General features: G+C 73.5%; 17 protein-coding genes. 14 read left to right on the top strand and 3 right to left on the bottom strand.

The features are described 5' to 3' along the window. Positions 1–232 precede the first annotated feature (232 nt). The 3 genes from ACF1A5_RS29345 to ACF1A5_RS29355 all read left to right on the top strand — a co-directional run bounded on the left by ACF1A5_RS29345 (position 233) and on the right by ACF1A5_RS29355 (position 3,057). The gene (locus ACF1A5_RS29345; protein WP_392195902.1) at positions 233–1,063 is read left to right on the top strand and encodes a glycerophosphodiester phosphodiesterase; all 831 of its coding nucleotides are present in this window, start codon (positions 233–235) and stop codon (positions 1,061–1,063) included. Between the two features lie 126 nt (positions 1,064–1,189). Further along, positions 1,190–1,828, top strand: coding sequence for an ATP-binding protein (locus ACF1A5_RS29350; RefSeq protein WP_392195903.1), 639 nt, complete (start codon positions 1,190–1,192; stop codon positions 1,826–1,828). 263 nt (positions 1,829–2,091) lie between these two features. Further along, positions 2,092–3,057, top strand: a complete 966-nt coding sequence (locus ACF1A5_RS29355) for a DUF5926 family protein (RefSeq protein ID WP_392195904.1) — start codon at positions 2,092–2,094, stop codon at positions 3,055–3,057. Between the two features lie 325 nt (positions 3,058–3,382). On the opposite strand, the gene ACF1A5_RS29360 is transcribed toward ACF1A5_RS29355, so the two are convergent. Together ACF1A5_RS29360 and ACF1A5_RS29365 are read right to left on the bottom strand one after the other, a co-directional pair. Next, the gene (locus ACF1A5_RS29360; protein ID WP_392195905.1) at positions 3,383–3,970 is read right to left on the bottom strand and encodes a hypothetical protein; all 588 of its coding nucleotides are present in this window, start codon (positions 3,968–3,970) and stop codon (positions 3,383–3,385) included. Positions 3,971–4,023: 53 nt separating this feature from the next. After that, a complete protein-coding gene (locus ACF1A5_RS29365) occupies positions 4,024–4,689 on the bottom strand; it encodes a bifunctional DNA primase/polymerase (RefSeq protein ID WP_392195906.1) in 666 nt (221 codons plus the stop codon). Positions 4,690–5,319: 630 nt separating this feature from the next. Between ACF1A5_RS29365 and ACF1A5_RS29370 the strand changes: the two genes are divergently transcribed. The 4 genes from ACF1A5_RS29370 to ACF1A5_RS29385 all read left to right on the top strand — a co-directional run bounded on the left by ACF1A5_RS29370 (position 5,320) and on the right by ACF1A5_RS29385 (position 10,822). Then, positions 5,320–6,750 (top strand): PP2C family protein-serine/threonine phosphatase, encoded by a 1,431-nt coding sequence (locus ACF1A5_RS29370; protein WP_392195907.1) that lies wholly within the window; start codon positions 5,320–5,322, stop codon positions 6,748–6,750. Positions 6,751–6,888: 138 nt separating this feature from the next. Beyond that, complete coding sequence (locus tag ACF1A5_RS29375) at positions 6,889–8,349, top strand: aminopeptidase P family protein (protein WP_392195908.1); 1,461 nt, start codon at positions 6,889–6,891, stop codon at positions 8,347–8,349. A 144-nt stretch (positions 8,350–8,493) separates the two neighbouring features. Continuing rightward, positions 8,494–9,861, top strand: coding sequence for a PLP-dependent aminotransferase family protein (locus ACF1A5_RS29380; RefSeq protein WP_392195909.1), 1,368 nt, complete (start codon positions 8,494–8,496; stop codon positions 9,859–9,861). A gap of 1 nt (position 9,862) precedes the next feature. After that, the gene (locus ACF1A5_RS29385; RefSeq protein ID WP_392195910.1) at positions 9,863–10,822 is read left to right on the top strand and encodes a D-2-hydroxyacid dehydrogenase family protein; all 960 of its coding nucleotides are present in this window, start codon (positions 9,863–9,865) and stop codon (positions 10,820–10,822) included. A 91-nt stretch (positions 10,823–10,913) separates the two neighbouring features. Here the strand turns inward: ACF1A5_RS29385 and ACF1A5_RS29390 are convergent, their stop codons facing one another. Then, positions 10,914–11,360 carry an ATP-binding protein gene (locus tag ACF1A5_RS29390; protein WP_392195911.1) on the bottom strand — a complete coding sequence of 149 codons (447 nt, stop codon included), beginning with the start codon at positions 11,358–11,360 and terminating at the stop codon, positions 10,914–10,916. 222 nt (positions 11,361–11,582) lie between these two features. On the opposite strand from ACF1A5_RS29390, the gene ACF1A5_RS29395 reads away from it, so the two are divergent. The 7 genes from ACF1A5_RS29395 to pheA all read left to right on the top strand — a co-directional run bounded on the left by ACF1A5_RS29395 (position 11,583) and on the right by pheA (position 19,026). Then, a complete protein-coding gene (locus ACF1A5_RS29395; protein WP_392195912.1) occupies positions 11,583–12,461 on the top strand; it encodes a hypothetical protein in 879 nt (292 codons plus the stop codon). Between the two features lie 175 nt (positions 12,462–12,636). Next, entirely contained in the window at positions 12,637–13,380 is a 744-nt protein-coding gene (locus ACF1A5_RS29400; protein WP_392195913.1) for a YcnI family protein, read from the top strand. A 90-nt stretch (positions 13,381–13,470) separates the two neighbouring features. Further along, on the top strand, positions 13,471–14,121 hold the full coding sequence (locus tag ACF1A5_RS29405) for an SCO family protein (protein WP_392195914.1): 651 nt from the start codon (positions 13,471–13,473) through the stop codon (positions 14,119–14,121). A gap of 50 nt (positions 14,122–14,171) precedes the next feature. Next, a complete protein-coding gene (locus ACF1A5_RS29410) occupies positions 14,172–14,609 on the top strand; it encodes a copper chaperone PCu(A)C (protein ID WP_392195968.1) in 438 nt (145 codons plus the stop codon). A gap of 13 nt (positions 14,610–14,622) precedes the next feature. Then, entirely contained in the window at positions 14,623–16,626 is a 2,004-nt protein-coding gene (locus ACF1A5_RS29415) for a copper resistance CopC/CopD family protein (RefSeq protein ID WP_392195915.1), read from the top strand. An 8-nt stretch (positions 16,627–16,634) separates the two neighbouring features. Then, positions 16,635–17,951 carry an iron uptake transporter deferrochelatase/peroxidase subunit gene (gene efeB / locus ACF1A5_RS29420; RefSeq protein WP_392195916.1) on the top strand — a complete coding sequence of 439 codons (1,317 nt, stop codon included), beginning with the start codon at positions 16,635–16,637 and terminating at the stop codon, positions 17,949–17,951. Positions 17,952–18,093: 142 nt separating this feature from the next. Then, positions 18,094–19,026, top strand: coding sequence for a prephenate dehydratase (gene pheA / locus ACF1A5_RS29425; protein WP_392195917.1), 933 nt, complete (start codon positions 18,094–18,096; stop codon positions 19,024–19,026). Positions 19,027–19,198: the final 172 nt, after the last annotated feature.

The raw sequence follows: 19,198 nt of genomic DNA on the forward strand, positions 1-19,198 counted from the left end.
GTGCAGGTCTCACTCGGTCACACTCGTTCGCGCCTGTCGACGACCCGGCGCGCCTCAGCATGCTCATGTGCCTGTGTATGTCCTCAGCTTTTCCCACGGGCCGTCAGAGCACCATAAGCGGTGACTGTGGGTCCGGGGCCATCCTTTATATGGTTCATCTCACACGAAACAGACACATTGTCGACGCCCGCCCGCCCTCACGCGTACCCCCGAGCGGTGGCACCATGACGCCGTGACCCACGCACGGCAGCAGCACCCCATTCAGGTCGTCGCCCACCGCGGAGCCTCCGAGGACGCCCCCGAGCACACGCTGGCCGCCTACAAGAAGGCCATCGAGGACGGCGCGGACGCCCTTGAATGCGACGTACGCCTCACCGCGGACGGCCACCTGGTCTGTGTCCACGACCGCCGGGTCAACCGTACGTCCAACGGCCGCGGAGCCGTGTCGGCCCTGGAGCTCGCCGACCTGACCGCGCTGGACTTCGGCTCCTGGCCGGCGCGTGCATCCCGGCGCGGCCGGGACGAGGAACCGGACTGGGAGGTCCGCCCCGAGGACCCCCAGGAGACCGCCGTGCTCACCCTGGAGCGGCTGCTCGAGCTCGTCGCCGACTCCGGGCGCCGGGTGGAGCTGGCCATCGAGACCAAGCACCCCACGCGCTGGGCGGGGCAGGTCGAGGAGCGGCTGCTGCTGCTACTGAAACGGTTCGGCCTGGACGCCCCGGCCTCCGCCGAGGAGTCCCAGGTGCGCGTCATGAGCTTCTCGGCGCGCTCGCTGCACCGGGTGCAGGCGGCCTCGCCGACGCTGCCGACGGTCTACCTGATGCAGTTCGTCTCGCCCCGGCTCCGCGACGGGCGGCTTCCGGCGGGGGTCCGGATCGCTGGGCCCTCCGTCCGGATCGTGCGCAAGTATCCGGCCTACATCGAGCGGCTGCAGCGGGCCGGGCACCGGGTGCACGTGTGGACCGTGAACGACCCAGAGGACGTCGACCTCTGTCTCGACCTGGGCATCGACGCCATCATCACCAACCGCCCGCGCGCGGTTCTGCATCGGCTCGGCCGCTGATCGGCCGCACCCCTTGACCCGGGGGCCACACTGCACCATCCTCCGGAATCGGCCACACCACAGCAATCCAGCCACACCATGACAGGGAGTGCTCCGGCGCGTTCGGAGCGTGTCCGGCTGTTGCCAGTGCGTCACCGGACGAGGATCGGCCGGTTTCCGGTACAGGCCAATGGGGCATCCACACCGTGGCGTGGGGCGAAGGAGGTCTCGGGGGTGGCGTTGGTGGTGGCACAGGAGGTGCCCGCGTCGTCGAGCATGGCCGTACCCCATGGCCCTGCGGGCGTGGGGGAAGCAAGACACCGGATGCGTGAGCAGTTGCGCGGCGGTGGCGTGGCGGAACCGGTCATCGACGATGCCGTACTGATCCTTTCCGAACTTCTCAGCAACGCCTGCAAGCACGGCAGACCCCTGGACGGTGCCCTGACCGGCGACGGCGCCATCCGGGCCGCGTGGCGCGTGGACACCGGCGGCCGGCTGGTCGTCGAGGTGACGGACGGCGGCGGACCGACCCGCCCGGCCCCGGCCACACCCTCGGTCACCGCGCACGGCGGCCGCGGACTCAACATCATCACCGCCCTCGCCGACGACTGGGGGGTGCGGGACGACGCCCGCGGCGAGGTCACGGTGTGGGTCGTCGTCCATGACGACGTGCACGATCCCGACGCCGGGCACCGCCGCGACGACTTCGCTACGCGCGTCACCGCCCCGTCGGTGTCGGCGATACCGGAGCTGAGCTTCGCGGACGCCTTCGACGACCTGGACTGAGGCGACGCCCCGGGGCCGGGGCGGCCTTCGTGGCCGAGGCGGCGCCCGGGGACGAGGCGGCATCCGGAAGCGCGGTGGTGTCCTGGCGGAGGCGGCATCCTGCGCCGGGCACCGCCGGCCGCCCCTGGTCACCGCCGCGCCCCCGCACCCACCGCCGGACGAGTTGTCCGCCGTCGGTGCGTTGTCCACAGGATCCCTTCGCCGATGGCCTGAACGGCTAGGCTCCCGCCGTACGAGACGAGCCGTAACCGGGAGACACCCAGATGGCCAAGAAGCGACCCCAGACGAAGGCCAAGCGCCCGCAGCTCACGGACGGAGAGATCCCGGTCGTCGGCGCCCGCGAGCCCTGCCCCTGCGGCAGCGGGCGCCGCTACAAGGCCTGCCACGGCCGGGCCGCCGCGCACGCGGCCACCGAGCTGGTGCGACGGCCGTTCGAGGGTCTCCCCGGCGAGTGCGACTGGGTGGCGCTGCGCGAGCTCGTCCCCGCCGCCACGGTCCGGCTGACGCTCCGGGAGGACCTGCCCGAGGGTGTCCCGTCCGTCACGCTGGCCACGGTCCTGCCGATGGCCTGGCCGGCCCTGCGCCGCGACGACGGCTCGGTCCTGCTCGGCCTGCAGAACGACACGGCGTCCGGCGACATCAGCCGCGACCTCGCCGACACGCTCCAGCGCGCCCTGGAGGCCGAGCCGGGCACGCCGGTGCAGGGGCGCCGCGCCCCGGCCGAGGGGCCGCGGCTTCAGGACCTGCTGGACCCGAAGGCCGCCTTCGAGCCGGATGTGCACGAGGGCTTCGAGTTCTGGGTGCCGGACGCGGAGCACGCGACGCCGGAGGTCACCGCCTCCCTGGAGCGGGCCAACGCCGCGGCCATCCCGACGGTGCGCCTGCAGGGCGTGGACGCCGCCTACTGGTGCGAGACGCCGGAGAAGAACCACCTGCGCTGGGTCATGCCGCACCCGGAGGAGCAGCTGCTGGACGCCCTGGCGCGCCTGCACGCGGCGGGCCGTTCGAGCCTGGGCGAGGGCACCCGCCTCGTGGGCTCGTTCCGCGCGCACGGTCTGACGGTGCCGGTGTGGGACCTGCCGAGCGGGGTCGGCGCGGAGGACGTGGAGAAGCCGGCCGCCGAGTTCGCCGAGCGGCTGGCCGCCGCCCTGGCCACCGACGCGCCGCTGACCGCGGAGGAGCGCCGGGCACGTGGCGGCCTGACCAACCGTCAGGTGACGCTCAGCTGACCGCCGGCTTCCGGTTCACGGACGCCGCTCTCCGGTTCAGGAACCGCAGACCCTGGTCCCCGGCTCCTGAGCGGCTGATTCGGCTGACCGACCGGTCAGCCGAATCAGCCGCCCGCGGTACGTGACACCGGTCACAACTCGCGCTCGGCAAAAGGGAGTCGGTGTCCGGAATGGCGGCACACGCGATGACTGGAAAGCCGAGATCGAATTTGCGAACCGCGGATCTCTTGTTACCGTTCCACTAGCCCGGTTGCTGGTGCATCCCCCGTCGCCAGCAACCGGGTCTTTCCATGCGCATCGGTGCTCACCATGCGCATCAGGCGCGTCAACCGCCCGTGTCCGCCGACGAGTTGCTTCCGGAACGCAGCAGCAGCGGCCCGCGTCCGCCGGGCGCCGCGAACTCGGCGACGGCCGTGTACGCCGCCGGCGCCCCCCGGGTGTGGTCCCGGGGTGTCTCGCACGTCCCCGGCTCGTCGCTCCCGTCCAGCGCGCAGTGCGTCTGCACCGTCCGGTCGCCGGGCGCCAGCAGGCTCACGGCCGCGTCCAGGGCCCTGCCGGTCGCGTTGCGGTAGTAGGCGCGCGCCCAGGTGTCCTCGCCCTGGGTCAGCACACAGGTCTGCGCCTCGACGCCCTTCGGAGACGTGACCTCCGGGCCGCAGCGGGCGGCGGTGGCCAGGCCGAGCCCGAGCAGCAGCGGGGACGCGGTGGGCGCCTTCGAGGGCACCCCCTCGTCGCCGGAGGGCACGCGGTGGTCGCCCCGCGGCATCTTGTCGTCACCGCGCGACAGCGAGCGCGGGGCGGACGGGGCGGCGGCGCGGCCGTCGCTGTCCACGGGACCCGCGGACGCCACGGCGAACGGCAGCACGACGGCGCCCGTCACGACGCCCAGAAGGGCGAGCAGACGGAGGTTCATGAACGGAAGATAGCGACCGCGACCCGCCGGCCTCTCCGGCGCGCCCGGCGCCCCTACAACTCGGGGGCGCTCACACCCGTACGGGTGAGGGCGTCCACCGCGGCGTCCACGACGGCCTCCACGTCGGGCACCCAGGGCGAGGCGGAACCGGGCAGCGGGGCACGCTCCCACCGGATCGATCCGGTGCCGGTCTCGGAGTGGGGCAGGGCGAGGTAGCCGCCCTCCCCGTGGAACCGGAGGGAGCCGGGCACGAAGTCCTTGGCGTAGAGCAGTTCGCCCAACTGCTCCATGGAGTACGGCTTCACCAGCAGCGCCCAGCGGGTGGGCGAGGCGACGACCGGGCCGAGGCGCATGCCGACGCGGTCGAGTGCGTCGAGGGCGCGGGCCGCCGGGAGGGCCGGCAGGCTGACGGCGCACGGGGCCGTGCCGCCGGTGGCCAGGACGATCGGCGCGGTGGGCCGGTTGGCCCACCACCAGCGCACCATGCGGGCGTCGGTGGTGGCGGCCAGGAGTCCCGGGTCGAAGGGATGCGCGCCGGGCACCGTGCACTCCGGGTCCGGGCAGCCGCAGCGGCCGCGGCCCTGCGGATCCGGTGCCACGCCCGGGAGTACGGGCCACCGCCACCGTGTCGCGTAGGTCAGGGCCGCGCTGATCTGCTCAGGCCTCCCGTCGCTGCGCCGGGACAGAAGCCTGCGTCGCCTTCCGGGGATCTCGCGCATGAGCGCTCGTCCTTTCCGTTGCACCGCTGGCAACACCGTGGGTCACATCACGCCATGAGTCGATCACTTCACTGTGCGTACCTGGTGGCGCATCACACCCCTGCCGTCAGGCACGGGGAACCCCTGTGGGTCGAGCGTGGGCTGCGTCCGCGGCGGCCCCGTCCATACTGCGTCTACCTGCGTCCGGCAAAAGTATGGGCGTGGCGTGGGGTGGCGGAGCGTGGCGTTTTGCCGTTGCGCGTTTTGCTCTCCGCCTCCACCGCGGAGGATGGGGCACGGTCGTCGGTGGCTAAGACGCCCGGGTCCGTCGCCAGGTTCCGGGCGGTTCCCAACCACCCCTGGCCTTCACCGAGTACGTACCCATCACGACCGCTGTGACGCTCCGTGGAGCAAACCCAGTCGACCGCAATAGGCCGTTACCCGAGGCAGTTTTAAGCCAACTTCGCTATTTCGCAAGGGGTCCGTCCGAGAACCCCTGGAGCCCCTCTGACACCAGGAATCCCGGCAGGACAATGCTGGACATCCCCTTACGAGTGCGTGTACATGTGGAGACACTGCTGGCGGCGCAGAATGACATGGGGGTTTTGCGATGCTTTTGAGCAATCCGCACCGGTCGGAAAGCCGGACGCCATGAACGCCCCTCACCCTCCGAAAGTGGCTGGAATCGATTCAGCGGTTCCGACCCCCTCACACACTGTCGCCTCCGTGTCCGCCGCTCCCGGTACTCCCGCGGCCGCCGCACCCAACAGCCCGGACCCCGTCCCCGCCCCGTACCCCCCGGGAGCCCTGCTCCAGGACCGGCTCGCGGGCTGGGTCTCCGATCTGACGACCCTGCACGAACTCACCGAGCGGCTGGCCCGGACGAACGGGCTCGACGCCGCCCTGGGGGAAATGCTGGGCGCCGGTGCCGCGCTGGTGGGGGCCCGGCGCGGCCTCGTAGTCCTCGAACCGGGCGACGGACTCGGCCCCCGCACCACGGTCGGCCTGGGCCTGGCCCGCGCGGACCTCGGGCACATCGAGACCGTGCCGCGCCGCGCGCTGCCCTACGGGGCGCTCCTCGGCACCGGGGTCGTCCCGCCGGGCGGCGCCGGCGAGATCGTGCACGCCGACCTGTTCGCCGAGGAGGGCCTCGACCCCCGCCACCGCGAGGTGGCCACCCGCCTCGGCTACGCCGCCAGCTACGCGCTGTCCCTGTCCGCCGAGGCCGCCGGCCGCCTCGGCGCGGCCGTGTGGTTCTACGACGAACCCGCCGAGCCGTCCGACCGCCGGCGCCATCTCACCGGACTGTACGTGCGCTGCGCGGCCGAGCACCTGGCCCGGCTGCTGGAGGTGGAGCGTGCCCGCGCGTGCCTGCGGACGATGTCCGAGGAACTGCTGCCCTCCCGGCTGCCCCGGGTCCCCGGCGTCCAGCTCGCGGCCCTGCACCGCACCGGCCCGCGCGGCGGCGGCGACTGGTACGACGCGCTGCCGCTGCCCGAGGGCGCGCTCGGTCTCGCGGTCGGCTCGGTCACCGGGGCCGGCCCCGGCGCGGTCGCCGCGATGGGCCGGCTGCGGGCGTCGCTGCGGGCGTACGCGGTGATGGAGGGCGAGGACCCCGTCGCCGTCCTGGCCGACCTCGAACTGCTGCTGCGGCTGACCGAGCCCGCCCGCTCCGCCACCGCCCTGTTCGCCTACTGCGAGCCATCCCTGGGCAAGGTCACCCTGGCCGGGGCCGGGCACAGCCCGCCGCTGCTGGTCGGCGAGCGGCGCACCGAGTTCGTGGAGACGACAGTGTCCGCGCCGCTCGGGATGCTCGCCTGCTGGGAGGCGCCGAGCCTGGAGTTCGAGGTGGAGGCGGGCGAAACGGTGCTGCTCTACACCGACGGGCTGCTGCACCGCACGGGCGAGCCGGTGGACCGCGCCTTCGCCCGGCTGCACACGGCCGCCGCGAGCGTTCCGCGGACGCTGCGCGACGACCCGGCGGCCGTCGCCGACCACGTCCTGCGGACGGTCCTGCCGGAGGGCCTGGACGTCACGAACGGCGCGGAGGACGTGGCCCTGCTGGCGGCGCGCTTCGAGTGACGGTGCCGGCGCCGGGGCGGACGCCGCCCGGGCGTGTGCGCCCCGCCGCGCTCCGTGACCGGTCCTTCCCGGCCCGGGACTCCCGCGGTCCGACCGTACGATGGGGGGTGGTCCAGTGCCGTATCGAGGAGGAAGACCGTGGCCGACGAGCTCACTGCGGAGACCCCGGAGACAGAGTCGGAAGAGCCGATCAAGCAGCGTAAGAACGGCCTGTACCCGGGCGTGTCCGACGAGCTCGCCGACAACATGAGGAGCGGCTGGGCCGACACCGAGCTGCGCGGCCTGGAGCCCGTGGAGCAGGCCGGGCACACCGCCCGCCGCCGCGCCGCGCTCTCCGCGCGCTTCCCCGGCGAGCGCCTGGTGGTCCCCGCGGGCAACCTCAGGACCCGGTCGAACGACACCGAGTACCCCTTCCGGTCGTCCGTCGAGTACACGTACCTCACCGGCAACCAGACCGAGGACGGCGTCCTCGTGCTGGAGCCGACCGCGACCGGCCACCGCGCGACGATCTACCTGCTGCCGCGCTCCGACCGTGAGAACGGCGAGTTCTGGCTCTCCGGCCAGGGCGAGCTGTGGGTCGGCCGCCGCCACTCGCTGACCGAGGCCGAGCGGCTCTACGGCATCCCCGCCGCCGACGTGCGCGAGCTGGCGGACAGCCTGCGCGAGGCCACCGGCCCGGTCCGTGTGGTGCGCGGTCACGACGCCGGCGTCGAGGAGGCGCTGACCGACAAGGTCACCGCCGAGCGCGACGAGGAGCTGCGCGTCTTCCTCTCCGAGATGCGGCTGGTCAAGGACGACTTCGAGGTCGGCGAGCTGCAGAAGGCCGTCGACTCCACCGTGCGCGGCTTCGAGGACGTGGTGAAGGTCCTCGACAAGGCCGAGGCCACCTCCGAGCGCTACGTCGAGGGCACCTTCTTCCTCCGCGCGCGCGTGGAGGGCAACGACGTCGGCTACGGCACCATCGCCGCCGCCGGCCCGCACGCCTGCACCCTGCACTGGGTGCGCAACGACGGCCCGGTCCGCTCCGGCGACCTGCTCCTGCTGGACGCGGGCGTGGAGACCCACTCGCTCTACACCGCCGACGTCACGCGCACGCTGCCGGTCAACGGCACCTACAGCGAGATCCAGAAGAAGATCTACGACGCCGTGTACGAGGCCCAGGAGGCCGGGATCGAGGCCGTCCGGCCGGGTGCCAAGTACCGCGACTTCCACGACGCCGCGCAGCACGTGCTCGCCGAGCGGCTCGTCGAGTGGGGCCTGGTCGAGGGCCCGGTCGAGCGGGTCCTGGAGCTCGGCCTGCAGCGCCGCTGGACGCTGCACGGCACCGGCCACATGCTCGGCATGGACGTCCACGACTGCGCCGCCGCGCGGACCGAGACGTACGTGGACGGCACGCTGGAGCCGGGCATGGTCCTCACCGTCGAGCCGGGCCTGTACTTCCAGGCGGACGACCTGACCGTGCCGGAGGAGTACCGCGGCATCGGCGTCCGCATCGAGGACGACATCCTCGTCACGGAGGACGGCAACCGGAACCTGTCCGCCGGGCTGCCTCGCCGGTCGGACGAGGTCGAGGCCTGGATGGCTTCGCTGAAGGGCTGATGTCACGGCGGTGGCCGGGCACCGGGGAGGTGCCCGGCCACTCGTCTGCGGGCGGCCGGACGGCCGTCCGCGTGCGCGCGGCCCGGGCCGCATACGCACCTTTCCGCGCTCCTTCCGGGGCGCGTTCTTCACGTGGGGGGGATCGTGGACGACTTCTGGTCCGGTGTCGGGGTGGACCTGCATCTGGAGCCGGACGCGGCGGCGGGCCGGCGGGCGGGACTGGAGCGGGCGCTGCGGGACGCCGTACGGGACGGGCGGCTGACGCCCGGGACGCGGCTGCCCGCCACCCGGCGGCTCGCGACCGAGCTCGGGGTCTCGCGCGGCACCGCGAAGGCCGCGTACGACCAACTCGTCGCCGAGGGCTATCTGACGGCGCGGCAGGGCTCGGGCACCCGGGTCGCCGCGCTGCCGAGCGTCGGCGCGGAGGAGCCGGGCGCGGCGGCCCGCGCGCGTGCGCCCCGGCTGGACCTGCGGCCGGGCAGGCCGGACGTCGGGGCGTTCCCCGCGGCGGCCTGGCTGCGGTCGCTGCGCCGCGCCATCGCGACGGCGCCCTCACTGGCGTACGACTACGGCGACCCGCGCGGCCGGATCGAGCTGCGCACGGCGCTGTCGGGCTACCTGGGACGGGCGCGCGGGGTGATCGCGCCGCCGGAGCGCATCGTGATCACCTCCGGATATGTGCAGGGTCTGGCGCTGCTGACGCGCGTGCTGGAGGGCGGCGAGGTCGCCATGGAGGACCCCGGGCTGCCCTTCCACCGGGAGGTGGTGCGCCGCAACGGCGGCGGTGTGGTGCCGGTGCGCGTCGACGAACGGGGGACCCGCGCGCAGGAGCTGGGCGAGGAGGACGCGGTGGTCGTCACGCCCGCCCACCAGTACCCGACGGGCGTGACCCTGCACCCCGAGCGGCGCCGGGCGCTCACCGACTGGGCACGCGCGCGGGGCGGGCTGATCGTCGAGGACGACTACGACGGGGAGTTCCGCTACGACCGTCAGCCCGTCGGCGCGCTCCAGGGCATGGCGCCGGGCCTGGTCGCCTACCTGGGCACCGCCTCCAAGACCCTCGGTCCCGCCCTGCGGCTGGGCTGGATGGTGCTGCCGCCGCACCTGGTCAACGTGGTGGCCGACGCCAAGCTGCACAGCGACCACCACACCGAGACCATCGGCCAGTTGGCGCTCGCCGAGCTCATCGACAGCCACGCCTACGACCGGCACGTGCGCGCGTGCAGGCTGCGCTACCGGCGGCGCCGGGACCAGCTCGTGGCCCGGCTGGGCGGCCGCCGGCGGGTGCGCGGGATCGCAGCCGGCCTGCACGCCCTGGTGGACGTCGCCGACGAGGCCGGGGTACTGGCCCGGGCGGACGCGGAGGGCCTCGCGCTCGGCCGCCTCGGCGACCACTGGCACACCCCGGGCGGGGACCGGCCGCAGGGACTGGTCGTCGGCTACGGGACGCCCCGCGAGAGGGTGTATCCGGAGGCGCTGGAGGTCCTGGCGAAGGTCCTGGAGGGGAACTGACATGCGACTGCGGTGTGCCGTACTCGACGACTACCAGAACGTGGCGACCACCGTCGCCGACTGGTCGCCGCTCGACGGCCGGGTGGAGGTCGTCCCCTTCCCCCGCCACTTCGGATCCGAGGACGAACTCGCCGCGGCCCTGGCGGACTTCGACATCGTGGTGACCCTGCGCGAGCGGGTGCCCTTCCCCGCCTCCCTGCTGGTCCGGCTGCCCCGGCTGAGGCTGCTGGTCGCCTCCGGAATGCGCAACTCGGTGATCGACCTCGCCGCCGCCCGGGCGGCCGGGGTGACGGTGTGCGGCACCGAGAGCTCCTCGGCCCCGCCGGCCGAACTCACCTGGGCCCTGCTGCTCGCCCTCGCCCGGGGCATAGTCGAGGAGGGCAACTCCCTGCGCGCGGGCGGCCCCTGGCAGTCCACTGTCGGCGCCGACCTGGAGGGCCGGCGGCTCGGCCTGCTCGGGCTGGGCAGGATCGGCGGCCGGGTGGCGAGGGTCGGTCTCGCCTTCGGCATGGAGGTCAGCGCCTGGAGCCGGAACCTGACCGCGGAGCGCGCGGCCGAGGTCGGCGTACGGCGGGCCTCCTCCATGGAGGAGTTGCTCGCCGGGAGCGACTTCGTCTCCGTCCACCTCGCGCTGAGCGAGCGGACCCGCGGTCTGCTGGGCGCCGCCGAACTCGCCCTGCTCAAGCCGACCGCCTACCTGATCAACACCTCGCGGGCCGCGATCGTCGACCAGGACGCCCTGCTCGCCGCTCTGCGCGAGGGCCTTGTCGCGGGCGCCGGCGTCGACGTCTTCGACACCGAGCCGCTGCCCGCGGGTCATCCGATGCGCACCGCCCCGCGCCTGCTGGCCACCCCGCACCTGGGCTACGTCTCCCGCGCCAACTACGCCCGCTACTACGGGCAGGCGGTGGAGGACGTCGTGGCCTACCTCGCGGGCGAACCGGTGCGGGTCCTCGGCTGATCGGGGGTGACCGTCGTACGGCCCCCGGCCGGTCGTGCGTCGGACGGCCGGGAGCGACGGGGGCGTCGGACGGCCAGGGGAAGAAAGTGCGTCAGACCGCGATGAGCGGCGCGTCCTCGCGCCACTTGAGGAGCTTGTCGAAGGACACCACCGTCCCGCCGAGCCCGGGCTTGCCCCCGATGTGGACGTGGTCGGCGAGCGCCTGGATGAGGCACAGGCCCCGTCCGTGCTCGTCCTCGACGGAGGCGACACGAGCCGGGAGGGGACGGCTGGGCGGCCGGAAGCCGGGACCCGAGTCGGCCACCTCGATACGGCACTTCTCGCCGTCGAGGTAGGCGGTGACGCGGTAGGCCTCCGAGCAGTCGCTGTCGCCGCCGTGCTCTACGGCGTTCGCGCAGGCCTCGCTCAGGGCGACTGACAGGTCGTAGGAGATGTCGGGGTCGACGCCCGCGGTCTCCATCGTGCCGAGCAGAAGCCGCCGGGCGAGCGGAACGCTCGCAGCATCGCGACGCAGATGGATGGACCACCAGATGCTCATGCTCCAGCCTCCCGGCTGCGGCTCGACATACCGTTACGTATTGCCCCGGGTTGACCGCCGTAAGCACGTTTCCGGCGTATCGCCGCCCGATCGGCGGATGCGGCCGGAAAGGAATCGGTGTATGTGCGGGCCCGTGGTGGCAGACCATGACCTTCCGGTCGTACGTCATCTTGCGGACCTGCCGTACGGAACGCGGAGGCCCGATGGGATGATGGGGCCGCCATGACTGCCCCCCACCCGCGCACGGCGCACGCCGGAGGCGACCTCCGGATCCTGCGGGCCGCGATGTTCGCCGCGGTCTGCGTCGTGCTGGCCGCGGGCGGTCACACGCTGGCCTCGTGCGCCACGGTCCCGCTGTGGACCCTGGGCGCCGGGTTCCTGGGGGCGCTCGTCGTCGTGGCGCCGCTCGCCGGACGTGCGCGCTCGCTGCCGGGGATCGCGGCGACGCTCGCGGTCTGCCAGACCGTGCTGCACACCCTGTTCGGGCTGGCCCAGCACGGCACGGGGGCAACGGCGTCCGGCGGTGCGATGCCGGGATCCATGGGCCCGATGACGTCCATGGCATCGATGGGCTCCATGCCCGCGATGTCCGACGCCACGCTCGTGGAGCGGGCCGCCCGGCTCGTCTGCGGGACCACCGCAGCCGCGATCAGCCCTACCCAGGCCTACCGGATCCTCGTCGACGCGCGGGTCTACACCGGCCCGGCCCCGGCGGTCATGCACCACCCGGCGCAGGCCCTGCCCACCGCGCCCACCGCCGACCCGGCGCTCTCGCTGCTGCCGTCGCTGCCCATGCTGCTGGGCCACGTCCTCGCCGCGCTCGCCGCGGGCTGGCTGCTGCGCCGCGGCGACCTGGCCCTGCTGCGGCTCATCCGGCTGTCGGCGCACGAGGTCGCCGACACGGCGTCGGTACGGTCCCTGCGCGCGGCGCTCGCCCTGGCGCGGGCCCTGCACGCCGGGCTGCCCACCACGCCCGAGGCGGGCCCGCACTGCTGCCGCACCACCCACCCGGTGCCCCCGGCCCCCACTACCACCGCACTCCGGCACTCGGTGGTCCGGCGCGGCCCGCCCGCCGCCCCCTTCCTCACCCTCGCCGCCTGACGCGACGCGACCAGCCTCCACCGAGCGGAGTTCCGCCGGAGACAGCGGCCGCCGTCGTGCGGCACGCACGCGTGCCCGCTTCCCGGGAGCCGCACCGCCGGCCGCCCCTGCGCACGCGCGTTCCTCCTGACCAACGGAACCCGACGAACTCACTCGAAGTGGAGTGCTTCCTGCCATGAAGGCCTCTCGTCCCACCACTGCCGCCGCCGTCGCAGGGGCGGCCGTGCTCGCCCTGACCGCCCTGGCCACGCCCGCGTTCGCGCACGTCGGCGTGCAGCCGGAGACCACGCCCGCCAAGGGCGGTTACACCGTCGTCGACTTCAAGGTCCCCAACGAGCGCGACGACGCCTCCACCACCCGGCTCGAGGTCAACTTCCCGGCCGACCACCCGCTGGCCTCGGTGATGCCGCAGCCGATGGACGGCTGGACCGTCAAGGTCACCAAGTCCAAGCTCGCCAAGCCGCTGAACCTGCACGGCGAGAAGATCTCCGAAGCCGTCACCAAGGTCACCTGGACCGCCGACGGCAAGGGCATCGAGCCGGGCTACTTCCAGAAGTTCCCGGTCTCCCTCGGCGCCCTGCCCGAGGACACCGACCGGCTCGTCTTCAAGGCGCTCCAGACGTACTCCGACAAGGAGGTCGTGCGCTGGATCGAGGTACCCCAGGAGGGCCAGGCCGAGCCGGACAACCCGGCGCCGGTGCTGGAGCTCGCCGCCGCGAGCGGCGACCACCACGGCACGGCCGCCGAGGGCGCGTCCGACGACGCCAAGGCGACCGTCGAGAACGCCGCCGCGGCCACCTCCGCCCCGAAGGACGGCAGCGACACCACGGCCCGTGTCCTCGGCATCGCCGGGATCGTCGTCGGCGCGGCCGGAGTCGCCTACGGCGTGCTCGCCGGCCGCAGGCGCACCACCGCCTGATCCGCTCGTCCGCGACGCGCGCCGGGGTCGTACGACCTTCGCTCACGACCCCGGTGCGCGCCGGAGTTCTCACATCTGGGACATTTTTCTATGCGCAAGAAGACGTTCGCCGCGGCCGCGCTGCTCGCCGCCGCCACGATGACCCTCTCCGCCTGCGGCAGCGGCGACACCGGCCAGAGCCCCGTCTCGGTCGTCTCCGAGGACACCTCGCAGAAGGCCGCGACCGTCCTCGACAAGCCGTTCGAGAAGCCGGACCTGGTGCTCACCGACACCCACGGCAGGAAGTACGACCTCCGCAAGGAGACCGCGGGCCGGCCGACGCTGATCTACTTCGGCTACACCCACTGCCCCGACGTCTGCCCGCTGACCATGAACAACATCGCGGTCGCCAAGAAGTCTCTGCCCAAGGCCGAACAGGACAAGCTGCGCGTGGTGTTCGTCACCACCGACCCGGCGCGCGACACCCCCGCCGAACTCGGCAAGTGGCTCAAGAACACAGACCCCCAGTTCCTCGGCCTGACCGGCGACTTCGCCACCATCCAGGCCGGCGCCCGCACCCTCGGCATCTCCATCGAACCGACCCACAAGGACAAGAACGGCAAGCTCGCCTCCGTGCACGGCACCCAGGTCGTCGCCTTCTCCCCGAAGACCGACGGCGGGTACCTCCTCTACGGCGAGGACGCCACCGTCGACGACTACACCAAGGACCTCCCCAAGATCGTCAAGGGGGAGAACCCGTGAGGCCTCCGCACCCGGCGACCGGACCGGCGGCCCGAGCCGTCTCCCTGGCCATGGCCGTGACCGCGGGCTGGGCCGTCCTGGCGGGCTGCGGCGGCCCGGACTCCGGCGGCGGGAAGGCCGAACTCTCCGTCGCCGCCGCCTACATGCCCCAGCCGGTCTCGGACACCATGGCGGCCGGTTTCCTCACGGTCGTCAACAAGGGCGGCGCACGGGACGAACTCACCTCCGTCACCAGTGACATCGCGGGCAGCGTCACCGTGCACCGCACCGCCGGAGGGACGATGGAGGAGGTCGGCCACCTCGCCGTCCCCGCCCACGGCAGGCTCGTGTTCCGAAGCGGCGGCAACCATCTGATGTTCGAGGACCTGAAGCGCCGGCCGCGGCAGGGCCAGAAGGTCCCCGTGCGGCTGCACTTCGCCGAGTCCGGCACCGTCACGGTTGAGATACCGGTGAAGCCCGCCACGTACACCCCCACGACCGGACACTGAGGAAGGGACCACCGTGACGCCGACCATCGCCCCCCGCTTCCGGGCCGTGGTGCTGCTGCTCCTGGCCGTCGCCGGCGCGCTGCTCGCGGGCGCCGCGCCGGCCTCGGCGCACGCCGCGCTGACCGGCAGCGACCCCCAGCAGGGGGTGGTGGTCGGCAAGGCGCCCACCCAGGTGTCGCTGACCTTCTCCGAGAAGGTCGCCCTGAACGACGGCTCGCTGCGCGTGCTCGACCCCCGCGGCGAGCGCGTCGACACCGGCAGCCCGATCGAGGTGAGCGGGACGACGTACGCCGTGCGCCTGCGCGGCGGGCTGTCCGACGGCACCTACACCGTCGCCTACCAGGTGGTGTCGGACGACAGCCACCCCGTCGGCGGGGCGTACACCTTCTCCGTCGGCGCCCCCTCCAGCACGTCCGTGGCCGTCGACGGCCAGAACGTGGGCGGCGGCCCGGTCGGCGTGCTCTACGGGATCGGGCGGTACGTGTCGTACGCCGGCTTCGTCGTCCTGGTGGGCGGCGCCGCCTTCGTGCAGGCCTGCTGGCAGCGCGGGTCCGGGGTGCGCGCGGTGCAGCGGCTCGTGGTCTCCGGCTGGGTCGCGCTCACCGCGGCCACCCTGGCGCTGCTGCTCCTGCGCGGCGCCTACACCACCACCGGGAAGGCCGGGGACGTCCTGGACCTGGACCTCCTCGGGCAGGTGCTCCAGACCAAGACGGGCGCGGCCCTCGTCTCCCGGCTGCTGCTGCTCGCCGCCGCCGCGCTGTTCATCGCGGTGCTGTTCGGGGCGTACGACAAGCGGGAGGACGACGAGAAGCGCGACCTGACCTTCGGGCTCGCCATCGGCGGCGGTGTCGTCGCGGCCGGGCTCGCGGCGAGCTGGGCGATGGCCGAGCACGCCTCGACCGGACTCCAGCCGGGACTCGCCATGCCCGTCGACGTCGTCCACCTGCTGGCCGTCGCCGCCTGGCTCGGCGGACTCGTCGCGCTCCTCGTCGCCCTGTACCGGGCGCCCACGGACACCCCGCTCCCCGCCTCGGCGGTACGCCGCTTCTCCCGGGTCGCCTTCGCCTCGGTGCTCGCGCTGATCGCGACCGGGACCTACCAGTCCTGGCGCCAGGTCGGCTCCTGGCCGGCCCTCACCGGCACCCGCTACGGACAGCTGCTGATCGCCAAGATCTGCCTCGTGGTGCTGCTGGTCGGCATCGCGTGGACCTCACGGCGGTGGACGGCTCGCCTGGCGGGGAAGGTGACCGCCTCCGCGGCGGCGACGCCTCGCGTGGAGGAGGTCGAGCAGGAGGAGGGGGAGGAGCAGGAGAAGGAGCCCGCGGGAGCCCGGCAGGCGGCGGTGACGAAGGGGGACGCGGGGGCTGCGGCGGACGGCCACTCCCCGCAGGCCGATGCGCGGGCCGGCGGGGAGGTGCGCGCCGACGGCGACCCCAGGCGGGCCGCGCAGCTCGCGCGTCAGCGGGCCGCCGTGGACACCGCGACGCGCAAGAGGCTGCGGGACGCCGACCCGAACCGGTTCGGACTGCGCCGCTCGGTGCTCGCGGAGGCGGCGGTGGCCGTCGTCCTGCTCGCCGTGACCACCGTGCTCACCCAGACCGAGCCGGGCCGCACCGAGGAGGCGGCCGCGGCCGCGGCCTCGTCCTCGGGCTCCTCCTCGGCGTCGTCCTCCGCGGGAGCCGTGACCCTGGACATGCCGTTCGACACCGGCGGCCGGGACGGCAAGGGTGTCGTACGGCTCGACCTCGACCCCGCGCGCGTGGGCGGCAACGAGATGCACGTCTACGTGCAGCGCCCGAACGGCCGGGCGTTCGACGTCCCCGAGGTGAAGGTCGCCCTCACCCTGACCGCGAAGAAGCTCGGCCCGCTCCCCGTGGCCCCCGACCACATCACCACCGGACACTGGGCGGCGAGCGGTGTGCAGATCCCCATGGCCGGCGACTGGAAGATCGCCGTGACCGTGCGGACCTCCGACATCGACCAGGCGACCGTCACCAAGAACGCGCAGATCGGCTGAATCCCACCATGGCTGACCAGTCCACCCCCGAGGCCACCTCCCAGGACTCCCCCGCCGCCCCCTCCCGGGACGCCTCGACCGCGGCCGGCACGCGTGGGCACGTCCCTGCGGGAGCGGGCCTCTCGCGCCGTCGGCTGCTCGGCACCGCCGGGGCCACGGGGCTGGTGCTCGGGGTCGCGGGCGGGGCCGTGGGGTACGCGGCCGCGCCGTCCGGTGCCGTTCCGCTCACCTCGCTCGGCTCCGGCCGGGCGATGTTTCACGGGAAACATCAGCCCGGCATCACCGACGCCCTCCAGGCCCGCGGGCAGCTCGCCGCCTTCGACCTGGCGGCGGGGGCGGGCCGCAAGGAGGCGGCCGCCCTGCTGCGCCGCTGGTCGGCGACGGCCGAACGGCTCATGGCCGGCGAGGCGGCGGCGTCCGACGACACCGACGTCGCCCGGGACGCGGGCCCCTCGTCGCTGACGATCACGTTCGGCTTCGGCCACGGCTTCTTCGACCGGACGGGTCTGCGGAAGCGGCGGCCGGCCGCCCTGGACCCGCTGCCCGACTTCTCCGCCGACCGGCTCGACAAGGCCCGCAGTGACGGCGACCTGTGGGTGCAGATCGGCGCCGACGACGCCCTGGTCGCCTTCCACGCCCTGCGCGCGATCCAGAAGGACGCGGGCGGCGCCGCTCGTCTCCGCTGGCAGATGAACGGCTTCAACCGCTCCCCGGGCGCCACCGCGCACCCGATGACGGCCCGCAACCTGATGGGCCAGGTCGACGGCACCCGCAACCCCAGGCCGGCCGACACCGACTTCGACCGGCGCGTCTTCGTCCCCGAGGGCGGCGAGCCGGACTGGATGGCGGGCGGCTCCTACGTCGTCTTCCGCCGTATCCGGATGCTCCTCGACGACTGGGAGAAGCTCTCCCGCACCGCGCAGGAGCACGTCATCGGGCGCCGGAAGTCCGACGGGGCACCGCTGAGCGGGGGCTCCGAGACGACCCCGATGGACCTGGAGAAGACGGACGCGAAGGGCGACCTGGTCGTGCCCGTCGACGCGCACGCCCGGATCACCCGCCCCGACCAGAACGGGGGCGCGGCGATGCTCCGCCGCCCCTTCTCCTACCACGACGGCTTCGACGCGGACGGCGTCCCCGACGCCGGGCTGCTCTTCATCTGCTGGCAGTCCGACCCGCTGCGCGGCTTCGTCCCGGTGCAGCGCAAGCTCGACCGCGGGGACGCGCTGTCGCGGTTCGTCCGGCACGAGGCGAGCGGCCTGTTCGCGGTGCCGGGCGGGGCGGCCGCGGGGGAGTACGTGGGGCAGCGGTTGCTGGAGGGCTAGCTAGGGCCTTTCCGGCGTGCCGGACCCCGCGACCCCGGCGAGATCCGAAAGAGAGGTCCTGGGAGTCACCCCGATTCACCCGCGGGAGGGGCGCCCGTGAGACACATGGGCCGAGGCTCCTGAAGGCCATTAGGGTGAGGTCATGCCAGCGAGTTACGCGTATCTCGGTCCCGAAGGCACCTTCACCGAAGTCGCCCTGCGCACGCTCCCCGAGACGGCCACCCGGGAGCTGATCCCCTACGTGTCCGTGCAGTCGGCCCTGGACGCGGTCCGCGCCGGGGAGGCCGAGGCCGCGTTCGTGCCGATCGAGAACTCGGTCGAGGGCGGCATCACCACCACCCTCGACGAGCTGGTCGCGGGCGAGCCGCTGATGATCTACCGCGAGGTGCTGCTGTCGATCACCTTCGCGCTGCTGGTGCGGCCCGGCACCAAGCTGTCGGACATCAAGACGGTCACGGCCCACCCGGCCGCCCAGCCGCAGGTGCGCAACTGGCTGAAGGCCAATCTCCCGGACGCCCTGTGGGAGTCGGCCGCCTCCAACGCGGACGGCGCCCGCCTGGTGCAGGAGGGCCGCTACGACGCCGCGTTCGCCGGGGAGTTCGCGGCCGCGCGGTATGGCCTGGAGGCCCTGGAGACGGAGATCCACGACGCGGAGAACGCGCAGACGCGGTTCGTCCTGGTCGGCCGTCCCGCCCGGCCCGCCGCCCCGACCGGCGCGGACAAGACCTCCGTGGTGCTGTGGCAGCGCGACGACCACCCGGGCGGGCTGCGTGACCTGCTCGGCGAGTTCGCCACCCGGGGCATCAACCTGATGCTGCTCCAGTCCCGCCCGACGGGGGCCGGCATCGGCAACTACTGCTTCTGCGTCGACGCCGAGGGCCACATCAACGACCGGCGCATGGCCGAGGCGCTGATGGGGCTGCGCCGGATCTGCCTCCAGGTGCGCTTCCTGGGCTCGTACCCGCGTGCGGACATCGGCGCGGCCGACGTACGGCCGACGTCGCGCGGGACCTCGGACGAAGAGTTCGTGGCCGCGGCGGAGTGGGTGGCGCGCTGCCAGGACGGCCGGTTCTAGGACACGTCCCCGCCGGTCGGGACCGCCCGGCGGCGTTATCCACAGAAGTTATCCACAGGCTTCGTTCTCGACCTGGGGACAAGTCGACACCGAAGCGCCACTCGGTCGACAAATCGCCCTACGGGCCCTCAGTGCAGCCACCACCCCACGCATCACCCTTCGTCCACGCGTT

Origin of the sequence: Streptomyces sp. NPDC014864, from assembly GCF_043081525.1 — a bacterium.
GTDB lineage: Bacteria > Actinomycetota > Actinomycetes > Streptomycetales > Streptomycetaceae > Streptomyces.